15 protein-coding genes are annotated in these 21,491 nt (G+C 34.8%); 14 read left to right on the forward strand and 1 reads right to left on the reverse strand.

Annotation, left to right across the window (positions count from 1 at the left end):
* The first annotated feature begins 93 nt into the window (after nt 1-93).
* The 3 genes from C8C76_RS04850 to nikC are packed head-to-tail and all read left to right on the forward strand — an operon-like array spanning nt 94 to nt 3,628.
* Complete coding sequence (locus C8C76_RS04850) at nt 94-1,665, forward strand: ABC transporter substrate-binding protein (protein ID WP_108139169.1); 1,572 nt, start codon at nt 94-96, stop codon at nt 1,663-1,665.
* A gap of 57 nt (nt 1,666-1,722) precedes the next feature.
* Entirely contained in the window at nt 1,723-2,727 is a 1,005-nt protein-coding gene (locus C8C76_RS04855) for an ABC transporter permease (protein ID WP_108139171.1), read from the forward strand.
* A 34-nt stretch (nt 2,728-2,761) separates the two neighbouring features.
* Nucleotides 2,762-3,628, forward strand: a complete 867-nt coding sequence (nikC, locus tag C8C76_RS04860) for a nickel transporter permease (protein WP_108139319.1) — start codon at nt 2,762-2,764, stop codon at nt 3,626-3,628.
* Nucleotides 3,629-3,718: 90 nt separating this feature from the next.
* Here nikC and C8C76_RS04865 read toward each other — a convergent pair whose 3' ends face one another.
* Nucleotides 3,719-4,591 carry an AraC family transcriptional regulator gene (locus C8C76_RS04865; protein WP_108139173.1) on the reverse strand — a complete coding sequence of 291 codons (873 nt, stop codon included), beginning with the start codon at nt 4,589-4,591 and terminating at the stop codon, nt 3,719-3,721.
* A gap of 223 nt (nt 4,592-4,814) precedes the next feature.
* Between C8C76_RS04865 and C8C76_RS04870 the strand changes: the two genes are divergently transcribed.
* The 11 genes from C8C76_RS04870 (at nt 4,815) to C8C76_RS04920 (ending at nt 21,469) form a co-directional block, all read left to right on the forward strand.
* Complete coding sequence (locus C8C76_RS04870) at nt 4,815-7,271, forward strand: PA14 domain-containing protein (protein ID WP_108139175.1); 2,457 nt, start codon at nt 4,815-4,817, stop codon at nt 7,269-7,271.
* Nucleotides 7,272-7,395: 124 nt separating this feature from the next.
* On the forward strand, nt 7,396-8,649 hold the full coding sequence (locus C8C76_RS04875) for an ABC transporter substrate-binding protein (protein WP_108139184.1): 1,254 nt from the start codon (nt 7,396-7,398) through the stop codon (nt 8,647-8,649).
* Nucleotides 8,650-8,711: 62 nt separating this feature from the next.
* Nucleotides 8,712-9,587 carry a carbohydrate ABC transporter permease gene (locus C8C76_RS04880; protein ID WP_108139186.1) on the forward strand — a complete coding sequence of 292 codons (876 nt, stop codon included), beginning with the start codon at nt 8,712-8,714 and terminating at the stop codon, nt 9,585-9,587.
* Nucleotides 9,580-10,401 carry a carbohydrate ABC transporter permease gene (locus C8C76_RS04885; protein WP_108139187.1) on the forward strand — a complete coding sequence of 274 codons (822 nt, stop codon included), beginning with the start codon at nt 9,580-9,582 and terminating at the stop codon, nt 10,399-10,401. The genes C8C76_RS04880 and C8C76_RS04885 overlap by 8 nt, the downstream gene beginning before the upstream one ends.
* A 23-nt stretch (nt 10,402-10,424) precedes the next feature.
* Entirely contained in the window at nt 10,425-12,827 is a 2,403-nt protein-coding gene (locus C8C76_RS04890) for a glycoside hydrolase family 31 protein (protein WP_108139189.1), read from the forward strand.
* A gap of 126 nt (nt 12,828-12,953) precedes the next feature.
* A complete protein-coding gene (locus C8C76_RS04895; RefSeq protein WP_108139191.1) occupies nt 12,954-14,249 on the forward strand; it encodes an oxidoreductase in 1,296 nt (431 codons plus the stop codon).
* Nucleotides 14,250-14,274: 25 nt separating this feature from the next.
* Complete coding sequence (locus C8C76_RS04900) at nt 14,275-15,189, forward strand: sugar phosphate isomerase/epimerase family protein (protein ID WP_108139193.1); 915 nt, start codon at nt 14,275-14,277, stop codon at nt 15,187-15,189.
* Nucleotides 15,190-15,196: 7 nt separating this feature from the next.
* Complete coding sequence (locus tag C8C76_RS04905) at nt 15,197-16,354, forward strand: Gfo/Idh/MocA family protein (protein ID WP_108139195.1); 1,158 nt, start codon at nt 15,197-15,199, stop codon at nt 16,352-16,354.
* Between the two features lie 153 nt (nt 16,355-16,507).
* Entirely contained in the window at nt 16,508-19,201 is a 2,694-nt protein-coding gene (locus C8C76_RS04910; protein ID WP_108139197.1) for an MGH1-like glycoside hydrolase domain-containing protein, read from the forward strand.
* Nucleotides 19,202-19,242: 41 nt separating this feature from the next.
* Complete coding sequence (locus tag C8C76_RS04915; protein ID WP_108139199.1) at nt 19,243-20,223, forward strand: glycoside hydrolase family 130 protein; 981 nt, start codon at nt 19,243-19,245, stop codon at nt 20,221-20,223.
* Between the two features lie 103 nt (nt 20,224-20,326).
* On the forward strand, nt 20,327-21,469 hold the full coding sequence (locus C8C76_RS04920) for a DUF2264 domain-containing protein (RefSeq protein ID WP_108139201.1): 1,143 nt from the start codon (nt 20,327-20,329) through the stop codon (nt 21,467-21,469).
* The last annotated feature ends 22 nt before the right edge of the window (nt 21,470-21,491 follow it).

Here is a 21,491-nt window from a genome sequence, read left to right on the forward strand (position 1 = left end):
AGCGAAATATAACATGTAGTGTCTTTTTTTATTTAATATTAAAAATTTTCATAATATTTTAATAAATTGACCAAATTACAAGGAGGAGTGACAATGTTGAGAAGATTATTCGTTTGGTTTTTGCTGACAGCGCTTGTTTTTACTCTGACCGGATCGGTTATGGCAGACAGTCACGAAGGAGAGTATGGTGGAACCTTGATTTATGCTCAGGGAGCAGATGCGGATGCCTTAGATCCTCATATGACTACCCTCGGCAACTCGGCTGATGTTATTGTCAATGTTTTCGATGGTCTGGTTCGCTTTAAGGCAGGAACCACAGAGATAGAACCTGCACTTGCCACTGACTGGGAGATTTCGGATGATGGTCTGGAATATGTTTTTCATTTAAGAGAAGGTGTTGAATTCCATGACGGCTCACCTTTTAACGCAGAAGCTGTAGTTTTTGATATTGAGCGCCAGCTTGATCCTGACCACCCATACTATCTTGAAGGTTCTTATCCTTATGCCGGCTTTTCTCTGGGAATGATCGACGAGGTAAGAGCAGTTGATGAATATACAGTTGAATTTACTCTCGAAAATCCATATGCTCCCTTCCTTAAAAATCTGGCCATGTTTGCAACTATGATTGTCAGTCCGGAAGCAGTTAAAGAATATGGAGAGGATATCTTTAAAAATCCAGTTGGAACCGGTGCTTTTAAGTTTGTGGAATGGGTTAGAGATGATCATATTACTTTAGAGGCAAATGAAGATTACTGGGATGGCCGACCTTATCTAGATGAGCTGATTTTTACAGTTATTCCAAATAATCAGACCCGCCTTCTGGAATTAGAAGAGGGCAATATTCATCTGATGGAAGGTCTAAATCCTACTGATATTGAAAGAGTAAGAGATAACGAAGAGCTTGATTTACTGGAAGCTCCGGGCTTGAACATTGGTTATATTGCTCTGCATAACGAAAAAGAGCCCTTTGATAATAAAAATGTGCGGAAAGCAATGAACTATGCAATCAACAAAGAAGAAATCGCTGAATATCTGATGGGAGGACAGGCAACTGTTGCCAAAGGACCTCTACCTCCAACAATCTGGTCTTATGATGAAAGTCTGGAAGGCTATCCCTATGATCCAGATGAGGCCAAAAGGCTGCTCGAAGAAGCTGGTTATGGTGACGGTTTTGAATTTACTCTCCGCACCTATTCTGCACCAAGGTCATATAATCCAGTTGGCGCCAGACTGGCAACTGCTGTCCAGCAGTATTTAAGTCAGGTTGGAATAGATGCTGAGATAGAACAGCTCGAATGGGGTACCTATATTGAAGAAGGTAAAGCCGGTAAGCATACAGCTGCCTTTTTTGGCTGGATTGCTGACAATGGTGACCCGGATAACTTCTTAAATGTATTCTTTAATTCTGATAATCGCGGTTCAACCAACCGGGCTTTCTATGTTAATGAGGAAGTTGACAGATTATTAGAAGAAGCTCAGCAGATTACAGATGAAGCTGAAAGAGAAGAGATATATCAAGAAGTTCAGCAGATTATTGTTGATGATGCACCATTTGTCTTCTTAAATCACATGAAGATGCAGATACCTATCAGAAAAGATGTAGGAAATTATGTGCTTTATCCAACTAATAATAAGTATTTCCACAAAGTATGGTTGGAAGAGTAATCAATCTAGATGGGGGTAGTCTGATGCTGCCCCCATTAATCTTTTGGGGTGAGGAAAATGTTTAATTATATTTTAAGAAGAGTGCTGCTTTTGATTCCACTATTGCTGGCAATTTCAGTTGTAGTTTTTTTTATGATTCATTTAATTCCGGGAGATCCGGTGCAGATCATGCTCGGCGATAAGGGAACTGAAGAAGATGCTGCTCGTTTGAGGTCAGAACTTGGTTTTGACCAGCCGCTGCACATTCAGTATTATAAGTTTTTAACTAATTTGGTCCAGGGAGATTTAGGAAGGTCGATTAGAAACAGGAATCCGGTGATCAATGAGATTGGAGCTGCTTTTCCGGCTACAATCGAGCTGACAGTTTTAAGCATGATTTTTGCCAGCATTATTGGCATTGCCGCAGGGATTGTTTCTGCCATTAAACAGTATTCCCTGATCGATAATCTGACAATGGTCGGGGCTCTGCTTGGGATTTCAATGCCGGTGTTCTGGGTGGGGATGATGCTGATGCTGATTTTTGGAGCCAGACTTGGCTGGCTGCCGATTTCAGGCAGGATTTCCCGAGTAACGGATTTGGAAGTTATCACAAATTTTTATCTTTTAGACAGTATTCTTACTCAAAACTGGGCTGCTTTAAGGAGTACTTTCTCTCATCTGATTTTACCGGCAATTACCCTGGCTACTATTCCGGTGGCGATGATTGCCCGGATGACCAGATCAACCACTTTAGAAATTTTAAATCAGGACTATATCCGTACAGCCAGAGCCAAAGGCTTACCCGAAAAAGTTGTGATTTTAAAGCACGTGCTTAAAAACTCTTTAATTCCGGTGGTGACCATTATCGGGCTCCAGTTCGGAAGTTTTTTGGGAGGAGCTGTTTTAACCGAAACAGTATTTGCCAGAGCGGGAGTGGGCCGGCTTTTGATCAATGGAATCCTGGGCAGGGATTTTCCGGTGATTCAGGGAGCCGTAATTTTTATTGCTTCATTTTTTATTTTTATTAATCTGATAGTGGATATACTTTATTCCTATCTTGATCCGCGGATCCATTATTCTTAAACAGGAGGTGTAAATCTTGGCGAATTTAACAGGAATGACTGAAGAAAAAAGAATTAAAAGTGAGAGTTTATGGACCATTTCTTTTAGGAGAATGCGTAAAAATAGAACTGCAATTGCCGGTATTATAATTCTCTTTATCTTTGCTGTAATTGCTATTTTTGCTCCTCTGATTGCCCCTTATGACCCCTTTGAACAAAATTTTATCACGTCTTTTAGGCCGCCCTCAGCGGAGAATTTTTTGGGTACAGATGAGTTTGGTAGAGATGTTTTCAGCCGAATTATCTATGGGGCCAGGATTTCCCTGCAGATTGGTTTTGTTTCAGTTTTTATTTCTCTGATTTTAGGAGTCAGTCTGGGCCTGGTTGCCGGCTATTACGGTGGCTGGATTGATATGCTGATTATGAGGATTATGGATCTGATGCTGTCCTTTCCCTATATTCTGCTGGCTCTGGTTATTATGTCAATTTTAGGACCGGGGATTTTTAACGCGATGATTGCAATTGGTATTGTCTATGTACCTCAGTATGCCCGGATTGTGCGCAGCTCGGTTTTATCGGTTAAAAAGAAAGAATATGTAATGGCTGCTCAGGCGCTGGGGGCCAGTGATTTAAGAATTATTTTAAAACATGTTTTTTTAAATTCAATGGCTCCAATTATCATCCAGACTACTTTAAGTATTGGTCGGGCGATTATTAATGCTGCTGGCTTGAGCTTTCTAGGCCTTGGTGCACAGCCGCCAACACCTGAGTGGGGAGCGATGCTCAGCAACGGCCAGGACTTTTTAAGAAATGCACCCTGGATAGCAACTTTTCCCGGGATAGCAATTGCCCTTTTGGTGCTTGGTTTTAACCTGGTGGGCGATGGCTTTCGGGATGCTTTTGATCCGAGATTGCATAAGTGATTCAAAGTAAAATATTATATACAAGACAGAAAATCAACTCTTCTTAAAGTTATCAAAACCTTTGAGAAGAGTTTTTTTATATAATTATTTTTAGTCATTAAAAAACTGATATTTTTCTATTGAAGATCTTTCTTTTTGATATTCTTGAGGAGAAACCCCGACTTCTTTTTTAAAAGCTCTGTAAAAAGTTGAATAATCACCAAAATTTAATTGGGAGCAGACTTCACTGCAGCTGTTATTGTCAAGCAGCAGTCTTTTGGCTGTCATGATTTTTTTGTAGTGGATATAATGAATAATTGAAACCCCGGTGTGTTTTTTGAAAATGTGTGATAAATAAGATTTATTTAAAAAGAATTTATCTGATAGAAAATCTAAAGAAAGAGATTTATTGATATTTTCATTGATATAAGTAATAATATCTAAAATTCTTTCGTTATATCTTATAGTGTTATTTTCATTTTTTTCTTTTTGTGTAAATAGCTTATTGATTAAGATTAAGAGCTGAACAAAAATTGTTTCAATCATTATTTCTGATTCCTCGGTTTTCTGTTCTGCATATTTGGTTATTTTTTTAAAGTAATTATAAATTTCTTGATCTCGGTCATAGATTTTATTGTGATGTGCTTCTTTGCGATTTTCAAAACACTCAAGGAGATTGAAATCATAAGAATCATATTTTGATAAAACCCAGGGAAAAAAGTGGATAACAATTCTCTTATAGGGTATATCCTGATTGAAGATTGGTTTGTGGAGTTCACGATTATTCATTATTAAGAGAGTGTTTTTTTCTAATTCATAAGCATGTCCCTCTATATAATAGGTAACGTCACCTTCCAAAAAATAAAATAGCTCATAAAAATCATGAAGATGCATATTAAATCTATCGGAGTCAGATATCACTTCTGATTTTTTATAAGTTACTTCTAAAAGGCTATTACTTAAATAGCAATCTTTGTCATTCATGTTAATCTCACCAACTTTCTTTTGCTTAATTATATTATACCTAAAGAATTGCAATATTTAAAGCAGAAAACTCAAAGCGGCAACAAAATTATTGTTATATAATTAATTACAGAATGAATTTTCGAATAATTTGGAATAAAGAAGTTAAAAATGAATTTAAAGTAGTCAATAGGAAAATCATTTTTAATAATATATTGTTTCAGGGAAAGGGGAATATATTAACTTGTTAGAATATAAAATTGAAAAAGATGATTTTTTAAATCACTGGAAAATATCAAAATTGAAAGAGGAAAATTATAAGTCAGCTCCAGATACCATGGAAGCTAAAATAGATAATTCCTGGCTGGATGAAGGGTTTTCTATTCATCAGTATCCCTGCAGAAAAGAATTCTTATCTGAATATAAAACAAAAGAAATTGATTTTAATAATGATTTATCAATGGCTGATATTTATTTTCCATTTGGAAATCCCAAAGTTGAAAGGTCATGGTTTTGGTTTCTTCCAACTTATTTGGAGAGCTGGGCTGAATCTCAGTTAAAAGTTCCAAAAAGTAGAGAATATGAATTTGAATTAAAAACCTGTGGAGGAGTTAAAATCTGGGTTAATGGTAAAGAAGTTATTGACTTTAGACCTTATACCAGAAATATTGAAAAGACAGAGAAATTTTCAATTAAATTGGATAAAGGAAAGCATAAAATTAAAGTGTTTTTTAATGATTTAGCAGAAAGAGATACCTTATATTATTTTTCTCTGCAGTCAAAAAATAAACTTACTATAAAACAGCTTATTGAAACGGAAAACGATTTGTCAAAGTTAAAAGATATTGAAAATCTTTTGGAAAGTGCTCACTTTAAAGAGGACACATACAAAAAAGGAGAAATCAAACTGCATTTCTCAGATTCATTTTCTAAAACTTTAAAACTTAAAATTGAGGCTGGTGGAGACTTTATAGATTTTATAGAGGGAGCTAAAAAAACAGTAGTTCTTCCTAAAGATAAAAAAGAAGTTGAAATTGGAAATGTTAATGAATATCCGATGGGCTTTAATCATATTAAGATATCAATTCTTATAAATAATGACTTAAAAATGAGTAAGCATTTAACTTTGCAGGTTTATCAAAAAGAACTTCTTTTTCCAGCAGCAGATAATCTGGATACAAGAAAAGAAAATAGTTTAAACTTTATTATAGAACATGGAGAATCGATCGCTCAGAAGGCACTTGCAATGGTAGCTAAGAAAAAAGAGCTTAAGGAAGCTAAAAAAATATTAATCAATGAATTAGAAGGGATAGAGAAAAGAAAAGACTGTAGTGATTTTTATTTAGTACCAATTTTATGGTTATGGATTAAATTTAGAGGTGAAGTATTTGATCAAAATTTTTGGAATTATACTGAAAAAGTAATAAGAAATTTTAGGTACTGGATTGATGAAGAGGGCAATGATGTTATGTGGTACTTTAGTGAAAATCACGCTCTGCTCTTTCATGTATCCGAACTGTTAGCTGGCCAAATATTTCCCGAGAAAGAATTTGCTAATGCAGGTATTGAAGGAAAAGCTCATTATTTGAAAGCTAAAGAGCGGCTGGAAGAATGGTTTCAAAGATTTTTTGCAGAGGGTTTTTCGGAGTGGAATTCAACTGCTTATATTCCAATAGATTTGATAGGGTTTTTTGCTCTTTATGAATTGGCAGATGACAAAGCTTTAAAGAAACTGGCGAAAAAAGCTATAGATATGACTTTTGAATTAATTGCTTATAACAGTCACCATGGTTTAATGGCCTGTTCTCACGGTCGGAGTTATGAAAAAGAACTTAAGGGTAGATATGTAAATTATACAAATGCTCTGAGTCGAGTTTCCTGGGGTGTAGGATATTTAAATGAAGCAACAAATGCTCAGGCACTCTATTGTCTTTCAGATTATAAACCTAATCCTGAACTTAAAAAATATGTTGACTGGGATAAAGCGGAAAGTATGATCTTTAAAAATACTCAGGGTAAAAATAATTTTGTAGATTTATATCTGTATAAGAATAGAGATTATTTAATAACTTCAGCCTTAGACTTTAAACCGGCAAAAAAAGGTTATCAGGAACACATAAACCAGCTAACTATAGATGCTGAAGCATTGTGCTGGGTAAATCATCCCGGTGAAAATGTTAAAATAGGTTTTGGTAGACCATCCTACTGGGCTGGAAATGGTTATCTCCCTAAAGTTGCTCAGTATAAAAATGTTCAGTTTCTGCTTTTTGATATTGCAGATGAGCATCCTGTTGATTTTACTCATGCCTATTTTCCCACTTATGCTTATGATGAGTATTTAGAAATAGAAAACTATTATTTTGCCCGTAAAGATAGTGCATTTTTTGCCATAACTGCAGCTAATAAGCTTAATTTAGCTGCAGCTGGTATTAATCAGGATAGAGAATTAAAATCAGCTGGCAGAAAAAACAGTTGGCTTATCAGGGCAGCTAATAGGGATGAGTTTAATTCATTTGAGAATTTTATTGAAGAGATATCTAATTCTTTTTTAGATATAAAGGAGCAGGAGATTAATTTTAATGATCCTAAACATGGCAGATTTAAATTCAACTGGAAAGATAATTTACTTTTAAATGATGAGCCCATAGAAATAGAGCATACAGATCCAGGCGGAAAGTTAATTATAGATAAAAAACTGTAATTATTTACTTTTTTTACTAATTAAATGGTTAAAACCATTTAATATAAATATTTCTTTAGAGAAAGGGGTGGTAGATTTTTAGTTGTTCTTTTATTTCTTAAAAAAATTTAGGGGGTTATATTTAATGAGAAAAAATTTGTTTATTACGATTACTGCTTTGCTTTTAGTTGGTTTGATGGCTGTTCCAGCTTTTGCTCAGGAAACTGTTTTAGACTTTGTCTGGTTTAGTGATGGAGTAGAAGGTGAAGTATTAAAAGATATTATTGATGATTATCAAGAAGAAAATCCAGACGTTGAATTTAACATTATTGAGGTACCATATAATGAACTAAATACTAAAATCAAGACTATGGTAGCTGGTGGAAACCCTCCAGATCTTGCCAGAGTATCAAACCCTGGTGAATTATCATCTGCCTTATTAAACCTTAATGATAGTATTGGGCAGGATTATTTAGATAACTTTGTAGAATCTACTCACCCTTATGTAATGGTTGATGGAGAAATGTTGGCTGTACCAATTGATGTAACAGCAAATGGTATTATTTATAATAAAGACTATTTTGAAGCTGCTGGAATTGATGTTCCCGACACTGAAGAAGAATTAGATGATCTGTGGACCTGGGAAGAATGGGCTAATGCTCTAGAAAAAGTTGTTGAAGAATCCAATGCACGTTACGGTTTAGCTTATGATTACAGTCCCCACCGCTGGTCTACATTACTCTATCAGGCAGGCGGATCTTTCTTCTCTAAAGACTGGAGCGAAGTTACAATTAACTCACCTGAAGGTGAACGAGCTGTAGAATTTTTCGTTGAATTACATGATAGAAACATAATTCCTGAATCTATCTGGCTGGGTGGAGAAAACCCTAATACACTTTTCCGTTCAGGTTTAACAGCAATGCATTTTGCTGGAAACTGGATGCTGACAAATTATCGTGATAATATTGAAAACTTTGACTGGGGAGTAGCTTATATGCCTAAGGGCAAAATAAGATCTTCTGTAGTTGGCGGTAAATTTGTGGCAGGATTTAAAGATTCTGATAATAAAGAAGCTGCTGTAGATTTCTTAAAATACTTCAGTTCGCAGAAAGTAAATGCTAAGTTCTGTGAAGAATCTCTATTCTTAAGTGCCAGAACAGATAACAGTAAGCTTAATTACTCATTTGGTTCTGATATGTTTGAGATCTTCAGTAATGAATTAGCTGTATCTCCTCCAGAAGCAGGTTCTGATTGGGCTTATAACGAAGCAATGTCAAGAATTTACGATGACATCAGACAAAATGTTGTAAAGTCAATTCAAAAAGAAATAACACCAAAAGAAGCTGTAGAAAATATTGAAGAATTAGCAGAATCAGAAATTGAAGATATGGAGAATTAAAATAGATTATATTTCCTGGCCTGTTTTTAAACAGGCCAGGATAATTAATAAGGAGGCATTTTATGTACAGGTGGAAAAAGAAGATAGCACCCTATTTATTTGTATTACCCAACCTAATAATATTTGGAATATTTATAGTTTTTCCGGCCTTATTTGGTTTTTATGTTTCTTTTACAGAGTGGGATGTACTTACTTCTCCCGAATTTATTGGCCTTGGAAATTTTATTAAGCTTTTTCAGAGTGCAGAATTTTGGACTATTTTAAGCAGGACTTTAATTTATGTATTTTCTGTAGTACCAATTACCTTTGGCTTGAGTATGGTTTTAGCAATTATATTAGATAGAAATATTAAGGCAAAAGGTTTTTTTAGAGCTATATTTTATTTACCTACCATGTTATCATTCATAGTTATTGGTGTTTCCTGGCGCTGGATACTTGGAAATAACTTTGGGATTTTAAATTACTTACTCGATTTAGCTGGAATGGCACCAGTTAACTGGCTCACAAATGCCACTACAGCAACTATTATGGTTATATTTGCCACAGTCTGGGCCCGAGTTGGATACTTTATGGTAATGTTTATTGCTGGACTGCAGGGGATTCCGGGAGTATATTATGAGGCTGCCAAAATAGATGGAGCCAGTAAATGGCAGCAGTTTAGGCATATCACCTTCCCTTTATTAAAACCAACCAGTCTGGTAGTTGTAGTTTTATCTACTATTCAGGCTTTTAAAATGTTTGGTTTAATTAAAGTTATGACTACAGGAGGCCCTGGAGATAGTACGACTTATTTAGTTCAAGAAATCTATCAGCAGGCCTTTCAGGTTGGAGATATGGGTTACGCCTCTGCTATGTCTGTAATGTTATTTTTAATCCTTGGTTTACTAACAATAGTACAATTTAAAGTATCTAATAGAGGGGGTAATGCATATGAATAATAAAGTTAAAAATATTCTGTGGTATGTAATTTTACTATCATTCAGTTTAATATTTGTTCTACCTATAATCTGGATTTTTATATCTTCTTTGAAAACCAGTAATGAAATTTTTTCCTGGCCGCCAACAATTTTACCTAATGAAGTAACTTTTTCAAATTATATTACTGCCTTCAGTAAGGGTAATTTTGTTACTTATTTTAAAAACAGTATTTTTGTTGCTGTAACAGCAACAGCTTTGACTTTATTAATCAATTCAATGGCAGGTTATGCTTTAGCCAAATTTGATTTCAAGGGCAATAAAGTAATTTTCTTTCTTTTTATTGCAACTTTAATGATCCCACTGCAGGTTATAATGGTTCCAATTTTTATAGTATTGAGAAATTTAGGTCTGTATAATTCACTTTGGGGAATTATAATTCCACCTGCTGCTACACCAACAGGAGTTTTTCTGGTTAGACAGTATATGACCACAATTCCGGATGAGGTTTTAGAGTCAGCCAGAATTGATGGAGCTTCTGAATGGAGAATATTTTCAATGATAATTCTGCCCTTATCTAAACCTGTATTAACTGCTCTAACTATATTTTCATTTATGTGGAGATGGAATGATTTTCTCTGGCCTTTTGTAGTCTTAAGTACTGAAAGCAAATATACTATTCAGGTAGCAATTGCAAATTTTGTTGGTCAGTTTTCTGTTGATTGGAATAGTTTATTAGCAATGAATATTGTGGCAATGATACCTGTATTATTAGTATTCCTCTTTTTCCAGAGATATTTTGTTAAAGGTATTGCTATGTCAGGTATGAAAATGTAAATAATGGTGTCTGGAGGTTTGTTATGATTTTAAAAGAATATCCATTTAAATTGGATAAAGTTGAAGATAATATAATAACATTTGTAGATCAATTTAAAGACAAAAACAACTTGAAAGTTAAAGTATTTGTACTTGAAAAAGATATTATAAGGGTAATGTTTATCAGAGATAAATTAACTATGGAAAAAACATGGATGGTAGCACCTAACTTAGCAGATGTCCCTTATCAGGGTAGAAATAAATTTGATGTTTCTCCTTTTTCTCTACCTAAATATAATTATTATCAAAAGGAAGGTTCTTTTGTGGTTGAAACTGAGCGTCTAAGAGCTAAAATAGATTTAGATGGGTTTAAAGTCACCTGGTATGCCAGACAGGGGAATGACTGGGTTAAAATTGCAGCTGATAGGAAAACTCAGAGTTATAATCTAAATCAGCATTTTGGTAGCGGAATTTATCATTACTTAGAAAAAGCTGAAAATGATAAGTATTATGGACTGGGTGAAAAAGCTGGAGAGATAGAAAAAAATGATAATCGTTACCGGATGACTACTATTGATGCCATGGGTTATGATGCAGAAAAATCAGATCCACTTTATAAATACATACCGTTTTATATTACCAGAAATACTGAAAGTGAAATTTCCTATGGTCTTTTTTATGATAATTTGAGCGAAGCTGTATTTGACTTTGCCAGGGAAAAAGACAACTATCACGGTCATTATAGATACTATTTTGCTGAAAGCGGAGATTTAGATTATTATATGATTTTGGGACCTGAGATGAAAGCAGTGACCAGAAAGTTTTCCTGGTTAAGTGGGGAAAATATTTTTGAACCAAAATGGAGTCTGGGCTATTCTGGTTCAACAATGACTTATACTGATTCTCCCAATGCTCAGGAGGAATTGATGAAATTTATTGCAGACTGTGACCGCCATGATATTCCCTGTGACTCATTTCAATTATCATCAGGTTATACTTCAATTGATGATAAGAGATATGTTTTTAACTGGAACTACTCCAAAATACCTGATCCAGAAAAAATGTCAGCAACTTTTAATAAAAATGGAATTAAACTCTGTGCCAATATTAAACCATGTTTATTAATAGATCATCCCAGATATGAGGAAGCAAAAGAAAAAAATCTTTTTATTAAAAATGAAAAGGGAGAGGTAGAAGTTTCACAGTTCTGGGACAACCTGGGTTCTTATCTCGATTTTACTAATCAAGATACTGTAGACTGGTGGAAAGATAATGTGAAAAACCAACTGCTTGAATTCGGAATTGATTCTACCTGGAACGATAATAATGAATATGAGATCTGGTCAGATGATGCCTATGCGAATGGTTTTGGCAGCAAAATAAATATGAATTTAATTAGACCTCTGCAGTCTTTATTGATGATGAAGTCATCATTTGAAGCTCAAAAGGAACATGCTCCCAACAAAAGACCCTATTTGATTTCTCGCTCTGGCTGTCCGGGAATGGAACGCTATGTTCAGACCTGGTCTGGAGATAACTATACCAGCTGGAAAACTTTAAAATATAATATAAAAATGGGTCTGGGGCTTACTATGTCTGGAGTTTATAACTTTGGTCATGATGTTGGTGGTTTTGCTGGCCCGGCTCCTGAGCCTGAACTGCTTGTTAGATGGGTACAGAATGGGGTTTTTTACCCCAGATTTACTATTCATTCCTGGAATGATGATCAGAGTGTAAATACACCCTGGATGTATCAGGAAAGTGTTGATTCTATTAGAAAGGCAATTAAATTTAGAGAAAAAATTAAACCCTATTTATACAATCTTTTATATGAGTCTCATATAAATCACACCCCAATTATTAAACCAACCTTTTACGAGTTTGATGAACATAAAGCTTATAAGCAGGATTTAGAATTTATGCTAGGAGAATATATGCTGGTAGCTAATGTGGTTGAAAAGGGTGCAGAAAAAAGAAAACTTTATTTACCGGGGGATACAAGCTGGTATGAGTATAATACAAATAAGATCTACCAGGGAGGAGAAGAAATAATAGTTGATGTTTCCCTGGATACGATTCCACTCTTTATTAAGGAAGGTGCCATTATACCTATTCAGGATCAGGAGATATCCTTTGCTAATCATAAAAAAGAAAAAAGAGCTTTTATGATATATCCATTCCTTGATTCCGGTAAAGAAGAATATACTTTATTTGAAGATGATGGAGAGAGTTATAACTATTTAGATGGTGAATATAAGAAAATAAAAATAGAGATGAAATCTGATCCAGCTAAAATAGTGCTCCAGCTAACTTCCAGGGGGAATTATAAGCTGCCTTATCAAGAAATTAAAATTTATTTCCCAGAATTTGAAGAGCGAAATATTATTATAAATAATGAGAGTGTTGATTTGGATCAAAATCATTCTACAACTTTAGTTTTAGAATAAATTAATTTTTGATTAATTAGGAAAATAGAGATATATTATGAAAATCTGTGGCTGGGAATTTAATATAATTAAATGACTGGCCCTTTTATTTAATGTTTTTTCTTAAATTTACTTGAGGAGTTTAAAATGAATTTAAAAATAGATTATAATTCGTCTGATAAATTAGAAAGTTTATTAAAAAATAATGACTTTAAAATTAAATTAACTGGAAATTATAATTCTTTAAAGCAGAGCTATGAAATCAAGGGTAGAAAAATTGATAACCGGCTGGCTATTCATCCAATGGAAGGTGCAGATGCCAATCCAGATGGTTCACCTGGAATTTTAACCAAAAGAAGATATCTAAGATTTGCAGCTGGTGGTGCTGGTTTAATCTGGATGGAGGCAATTGCTGTAAATAAAAATGGTAGAGCAAACAAAAAACAGTTATTTTTAAATGAAGACACTGTAGTTGATTTTAAAGACTTAAATAAATCAATTAAAGCGGAGGCAAAAAAAGCTGAAAGAAATCCATATTTAATTGCTCAATTAACCCATTCCGGCCGTTTTGGAGAAAATAAAAATATTATATTCAGAGATGAGTATCTTGATAGTACTGCATATATTAAACAGGGTTTTCATAAATTAAAAGATCCTGAATTAGATAAAATAAAGAGTTATTATTTAAAGGCTGCCAGACTGGCCAAAAAAGCTGGTTTTGATGCTGTAGATATTAAGAGCTGTCACCGTTATTTAATTTCAGAACTACTGGCTGCTCATAAAAGAAAGGGTAAATATGGAGGCAGCTATCAGAATCGAGCAAGGTTTCTTAAGGATGTTATTAAATTAATTAACGAAAATGTTGATATTGACCTTGCGGTAAGGTTAAATATTTATGATGCCATTCCCTATCCAAATGGCTGGTCGACAGACAGCAGGGGAAGAGAAAAATTAAGTGACTCTCAAAAACTATTAAACGAGCTCGATCAGCTTGGAGTAGAGATAATTAATGTTACTGCAAGTACCCCTTATTTAAAACCGCATATAAATAGACCTTCTGAGAGAGGAAAATATAATCCACCAGAATCACCCATAAATGGTATAGTTCGTTTAATGAAATTAAATAGATTTACCCAAGAAAATTTTTCTGGGATAGTAATTGGAACTGGCTTCAGTTGGTTCAGACAGTTAGCACCAGATGTAATTGCAGCTATGATTGAAAAGGGGTGGATTACTGTGGCGGGGTTTGGAAGATTAGCCTTTGCCTATCCAGATTTTGCAAGGGATATAATTCAAAAAAACAAACTAGATCCTGATAAAGTTTGTCTTACCTGTAGTAAGTGTGCAAAATTAAAAGCGGCTGGTAGAAATTCAGGCTGTGTTATTAGAGATCGAGAGATTTACTTAGCTAGTTATAATAAATTAAAGAAAAGTCAAAAATGACTAATATATAATGAGGGTGAATTAAATGTATTATACAGGCTTTGCTGATGAGGCGGCAGATTCGATAGAAAAGCAGATACAAGTTACTAAGGAATTGGGCTGGGAATATATAGAATCCCGCAATATTGATGGTACAAATCTTACCGATATTAGTGATGAAAAATTTGAAGAGGTAGCTGAAAAATTGAATGAGGCTGGAATTAAAGTTAATTGTTTTGGCAGTGCAGTTGCCAATTGGGGAAAAGATCCCAGAGATGAAGAATCTTTTAAAAAAAGTATGGAAGAACTTAAGCGAGCTATCCCCAGAATGCAGAGACTGGGTACCAAAATGATTCGAGGCATGAGTTATGGAATTCCGAAAGAACTCTCTCCAGATAATCCTGAATTGGAAGACAAAATTATTGATAACTTAAAAAAAATGGTTAAAATGTGCGAGGATGCTGGAATTATTTACTTACATGAAAATTGTATGAATTACTTTTCTCAGTCCTATGAGAAAATGGATAAATTAATTTCTAAAATTGATTCCCCTAATTTTAAAATTGTTTTTGATACTGGAAATCCTTTGATGGCTGATAATAGAATAGGGGAACCTCCATATGGAAAACAGACAAGCTGGGAAGCCTATCAGCAATTAAAAGATGAAATTGCTTATGTACATATTAAAGATGGAACTTTTGTAAAAGAAACAGATAGTATTTTTCCAGAGATGGATTACTGTTATCCAGGAGATGGTAATGGTGAGGTGAAAAAAATAGTTAAGGATCTGCTGGCAGATGGTTATGATGGTGGTTTTTCCATTGAACCTCATATGGATGCTGTTTATCATGAAGAGCGCGATAATAATCAGGATGATGCCAGGTATAATACTTACCTGGAATATGGAAAAAGATTTATGCAGTTAATGGAAGAGATCAAGAAAGAAGTTGAGGAGGATTAGCTAGCAGATGATAGAAATTAAGATTGGAATTATTGGTATTGGAAATATGGGCAGCAGCCATGCTAACTCTATAGTAAAAGATAAAGTTAAAAATGCAAAATTAACCGCTGTCTGTGATATTGATTCAGCCAGAATCAAATGGGCTAAGAATAATCTTGATTCAGAAATTGAGTACTTTACTAATCCCCAAAGATTTTACCAGGAGGCAGATATTGAGGCTGTATTGATAGCTACTCCCCATTATGACCATCCTCCCCTGGCTGTTGAGGCATTTAAAAATGAACTCCATGTTTTAATTGAAAAACCAGCTGGAGTTTATACCAAAGCAGTCCGAGAAATGAACGAAACTGCTCAAAAAACAGATAAAGTTTTTGGGATTATGTATAATCAGCGAACCAGAGCTATTTATCAGAAGCTTAAAGAACTAATTGATTCGGGTGAGCTGGGAGAAATTAAAAGAACAAACTGGATTATCGACTGGTACCGTCCTCAAAGTTATTATAACAATGGCGGCTGGCGGGCAACCTGGGAAGGCGAAGGTGGTGGAGTTTTATTAAATCAGGATCCACATCAGCTTGATTTATGGCAGTGGATCTGTGGAATGCCGAAAAAAGTTAGAGCCTTTGCTGAAAACGGTAAATATCATAATATAGAAGTAGAAGATGATGTTACAGCTTATGTAGAATATGAAAATGGAGCTACAGGTGTTTTTGTAACTTCAACCGGAATTGCCCCGGAAACTAATAGGCTTGAGATTAGCGGGAATAAGGGTAAGATAATTGTTGAAAATAATGAGATTCATTTTAAGAGGCTAAGAACTCCAGAGAGAGAATTTAATCATGACTTTAAAGGTGGATTTGGCAGTCCAGAATGCTGGGAATGCAAAATACCGCTTGCAGGAGATAATCCTGAGCATTTAGGGATTTTAAATAACTGGATTGATGCAATTTTAAATGGGGCAGAACTTATTGCTCCTGGTGAAGAAGGAATCAAAGGTTTAACAATTTCTAATGCAATGCACCTTTCTGCCTGGACAGATGATTGGGTTGAACTGCCGCTTGATGAGAATTTATTTAAGGAAAAGCTGGATAAAAAAATTGAAAATTCTACTTTTGTTAAAGAAAATATAGAAGCTGAAACTATGGATGTTGAGGGAACATTTTAAAAGAATAATACTTTTGATAATTACTGAGAATAAAGAATAAATTGTTTCTTCCTTGGAAAGCCCTGTTCTTAAATTGTTAAAAGAACAGGGTTTTTAATTAAGCACTTAACATTATATAATGACTATAGTAAAAAACATCAGGATGTGATAATTATGAATATTGATAAGTTAAAAAATAGTTATGATCTGCAGCTGCCAACTTGGGGACCCTATACAAAAAAATATTTGGGTATCTCACATATAGCCGATCAAAAGCGGGGGATTCGCTTTGATCTCAGTGTTTTCCCTGGTTATTACAGAAGAAAAGTTAAAATTCCGAATGTAAGTTGGGAATCTGATTATCATCCCTGGGAAGCTGCCTCTGATTTAAAGTATTATTCTAATCGCCATCAACTGGAATGGAAAGATAAGCTTTACTGTGATATTTCTTATTCAGAAATTGATGATCATTCGAGATTGATTAGATGTAATTGTGTTAATCACACAGACTCGATTCAGAATATTGTAATGCATTTTATGGGATATATCAACTTACCCAAAAAAAGATTATTAAAAATAAATGCTGCAGCTGATTCAGTCTGGATAAATGCTTTAGAATATACTGAGCTAAAATACTCGAATCCAAGCCCACAGGACAATCTAATGCCTGATGGTTTATTAAGGGGCGAAGTCCATGAGCCAGAGTTTTTTGAGGGTACAGGTTTGGGGCGTGATTTTGGCAAAGATAAGGATGATAGAGTAAATTATGAGTTAAAATTAGAAAAAGATATTGATGATGCTGTTTTGTTAATTAGATATCAAAATAAATCTGAGCAGGCACTTTCTTTTAATTTAGAAGGTATAATTGATAAAGAAATAGAGTTTCCAAGTGCTGAGAATGTAGGAATTAAAATGATTCAGCTTGGCAATCTACCTACGGGCGAACACAAAATCAAATTAATATCTAACAACGGTGGAGCTGAAATAAAAATTGATGGCTTTTTAGTAACAGCTTTAAAAGATAAGAATAAAGTTAGTTTTACTGCAGAAGAACACAATCCAGTTCCCGAAGTGTTAGAAAAATTAAGAGATAATTCTCTTATATTAAAATATGAAGATATTGATCAGTACTATGGAATAAAATGGTTTTATAATGATTTTGAAATTAGAGAATTTGAAAGCAATAATTTGGATTCTTTTATGAAAAGAATGGTTCATGATCATGTTTCAAAAAAGTTAGTAGATGATGAAAATGGAAAGCCAGGAATGCACTATACAAATGTCTTTTTGCGCCCAATAACCATAGAAGCTAATTCGAGCCAGCTAATATATGGGATGGTGTGTAATGGAAGCCGCCAGGAGGTTGAAAGTAAGCTTAGCCACTTTAAATCAGATAAAGAAAATATGGATGAGCTCTACAATAATGCTCGGGAAGATGCTTTTGAATTTAATCAGAAATTGGAAGGTGATAAGTATAAATTTAGTCAACAGAAGATGGCTGCTACTACATTGACAAATGTGGTTTATCCAACTTATATTAGAAAAGGGTATATCAAACATTATCCTCCAGGGCGCTGGTGGGATTCATTATATACCTGGGATTCTGGTTTTATTGGTCTCGGTCTAAGCGAACTTGATGAGGATCGGGCGATTGAATGCCTCAATGCCTATCTGACTGAACCGGGTGATCAACACTCAGCTTTTATCCATCACGGCAGTCCGGTTCCTGTACAAATTTATTTGTTTTTAGAACTCTGGAACAGATTACAGTCTAAAGAATTTTTAGAGTATTTTTATCCACGTTTAAAACAATATCATCAGTTTTTAGCCGGTAGGCTGGGTAGTTCAACTACCAGAAACTTAAAATCAAATCTTTTAAAAACCTGGGATTATTTCTATAATTCTGGAGGTTGGGATGATTATCCAGCCCAGGTCTATGTCCATGATCAGAATCTGGAAGACAGAGTGACTCCTGTAATAAATACTGCTCAGGCAATAAGAACTGCTAAAATATTAAAAATGGCTGCCTGGGAGCTCGGTCTGAAATCAGATATAGAAGAATTTGATCAGGATATCGATACTTTTACTAAGGCTCTACAAAAACACTCCTGGGATGAAGAATCCGGTTATTTTTCATATGTGCTTCATGATCAAAATGGTAAGCCAAAGAATATTTTAAAAGATAATACCGGTAAAAATTATAATATGGGACTTGATGGAGTATCACCACTGGTTGCTGGAATCTGTAATCAGGATCAAGAAAAAAGATTAATCGATAAGTTGTTTTCTAAAGAAAGAATGTGGACAGAGATTGGAATTTCTACAGTAGATAAAACCGCTCCTTATTACAAAAACGATGGCTATTGGAACGGGTCAGTCTGGATGCCACACCAGTGGTTTATCTGGAAAACTCTTCTTGATTTAAATAGAGCTGACCTAGCCTATAAAATTGCTATTACCGGTCTTGAACTCTGGCAGAACGAAGTAGATAAATCATATTCATGTTTTGAACACTTTCTGCTGCAGTCAAAAAGGGGGGCAGGCTGGCATCATTTCAGCGGGCTATCTACCCCGGTCATGAGCTGGTTTGCTGCTTATTTCACAGCAGGGAAATTGACTGTAGGTTTTGATACCTGGGTTATTAATCAGGAATTTAAAAATGATAATAGTTCTCTGGAAGCCAGGCTCAGAATATTTGGTAATAATGATGGTGTAAATATTACCGTTTCGCTTAATTCAAGTAATGAATATAATGTTCTCTGGAATGGTAAATTGATCAAACATGAGGCTATTAAAGGTGGTATTCTAAATATTCAAATTCCTGGGGGAGAGTTCGAAGGTGATTTAGAGGTTTTAAAAGCTGAATAAGAATTGAAAAAAATGACTTTAAAATATTGGAGGCAATTTGAATGAAACTAAATAAACAATATAATACATTACCACTGATAAAACGAGATGGGAAAAATCCCATTTTGACAGCTGAGCAGGTCCCCTATGAAGCGACTTTATTATTTAATCCTGGTGTAGCTAAGTATAAAGAAGGCTATGTAATGGTATTTCGAAATGACTACGGAAAATTTGATGGAGAAATTTTTGATGGTACTAATCTTGGCCTGGCTTTTAGTGAAAATGGAATTGACTGGGAAGTTATGCCTGATCCCTGTTTTAGTCTAAAGAATGATGAAATTACCAGGGTTTATGATCCAAGAATTACTCCTATAGATGACCTGTTTTATCTTTCGTTTGCAGTGGATACATTACATGGAATTAGGGGAGGTATAGCTGTAACTGAAGATTTTAAGAATTTTGAGGTTTTAAGTATGTCTGTCCCAGATAATCGCAATATGGTACTGTTTCCCGAGAAAATAAACAATAAATATTTGCGTCTGGAAAGGCCTTTTCCTGTATACGGTAAAAAGGAAGAAGAAGCTTTTGATATCTGGATTTCAGAATCACCGGATTTAGTATACTGGGGTAATTCGAGCTTATTACTTGGTAGTGATGAAGTACCTTACTGTAATAGCAAAATCGGGCCGGCGGCTCCCCCGATTAAGACTGAAAAAGGCTGGTTAACCACATTCCATGTAGTTGATTATGACGCCAGGAGAGGGAAGAATGGCTGGGAAGATAACTGGAAAAAGCGATATACTGTCGGTTTAATGCTTTTGGATCTGGAGGATCCTTCTAAAGTAATAAGTATTTTAGATAAACCTCTGATGGTTCCTGAAGTAGATTATGAGATAAAAAATGGTTTTAGAAACAATGTTATTTTTCCCTGTGGAATGATATTAGAAGACAATGAGGAAGTTAAAATCTATTATGGTGCTGCAGATACTGTTATAGCATTAGCAACTGCTGACCTTAATGATTTGCTAACTCTTATGATATAAAGTTATTATTAAATTACTAACCTATCTTTTAATAAATCTGGTATTAAAAGATATTCTTAGTTTTGTTATAATTAGAGTAAATATTTTAAATAAGGGGATTTTTATGACAGATCGAAAGTTCTGGTTGAAAACGATGCTCAAAATTATTGATCCAGTTTTAGAAAACTTAAGCCAGCAGAAATTGAAAGTTAAGATGCCGGTTGAAGGTGAAACTGAAAGAGTTAAATTTAGCTATCTGGAAGCCTTTGGCCGCACTTTAAGCGGTATTGCTCCCTGGCTTGAACTTAATTCTAAAAATATTGATTTAAACCAGCAGGAAAAGAAAGATTTAGAAAATTATAGTGACCTTGCAAGAAAATCAATCAAAAATGCTGTTGATCCGGAATCAAAAGATTATATGATTTTTAGTGATCAAATCAGACAGCCTCTAGTTGATACAGCTTTTCTGGCTCAGGCGATAATCAGAGCCCCTGAGGAACTCTGGCAAAAACTTGATTCTGAAACTAAGGAAAATCTTGTGACAGCTTTAAAAAGCAGCCGCCAGATTAAACCATATTACTGTAACTGGCTTCTTTTTTCGGCGATGGTAGAAACAGCACTGGCTTTTATGGGAGAAGATTATGATTCAGTTCGAATAGATTATGCAGTAAGAAAACATCAGGAATGGTATCTCGGGGATGGGGTCTATGGTGATGGTCCGGAATTTCACTTTGATTATTATAACAGTTTTGTGATTCAGCCGATGCTGCTCGATATCATCAGGGTGATGAAGGATAAGAATGCAGAAATTGCTGAGCTGGAAGCAGAAGTTTTAAGCAGAGCCAGGCGTTATGGGGAAATTTTAGAAAAAATGATTGCCGCTGACGGCAGTTATCCACCGCTCGGCCGCTCTATTACCTACAGATTTGGAGTCTTTCAGTTATTATCACAGCTGGCTCTAAATAAGGAACTTCCTGAATCTTTAAATCAGGCACAGGTGAGAACAGCTCTGACTGCAGTAATCAAAAAAGTGATGTCTACAGATAATGTCTTTGATCAAAATGGCTGGCTTAATATTGGTCTTTATGGTAAACAGCCTGATTTAGGTGAACACTATATTAATACAGGCAGTCTTTATCTGGCCACTGAGGTCTTTTTAGCTCTGGGCCTTCCTGAGAATTCAGAATTCTGGTCAGCTCCAGCAGAAGCCTGGTCTGCTAAAAAAATCTGGTCTGGAGAAAACATGGCTGCAGACCATGCACTTTAGATAAAATATTGTATATTAAATG

The sequence above is a fragment of the Halanaerobium saccharolyticum genome, assembly GCF_003053565.1.
In the GTDB taxonomy this organism is placed as follows: Bacteria; Bacillota; Halanaerobiia; order Halanaerobiales; family Halanaerobiaceae; genus Halanaerobium; species Halanaerobium saccharolyticum_B.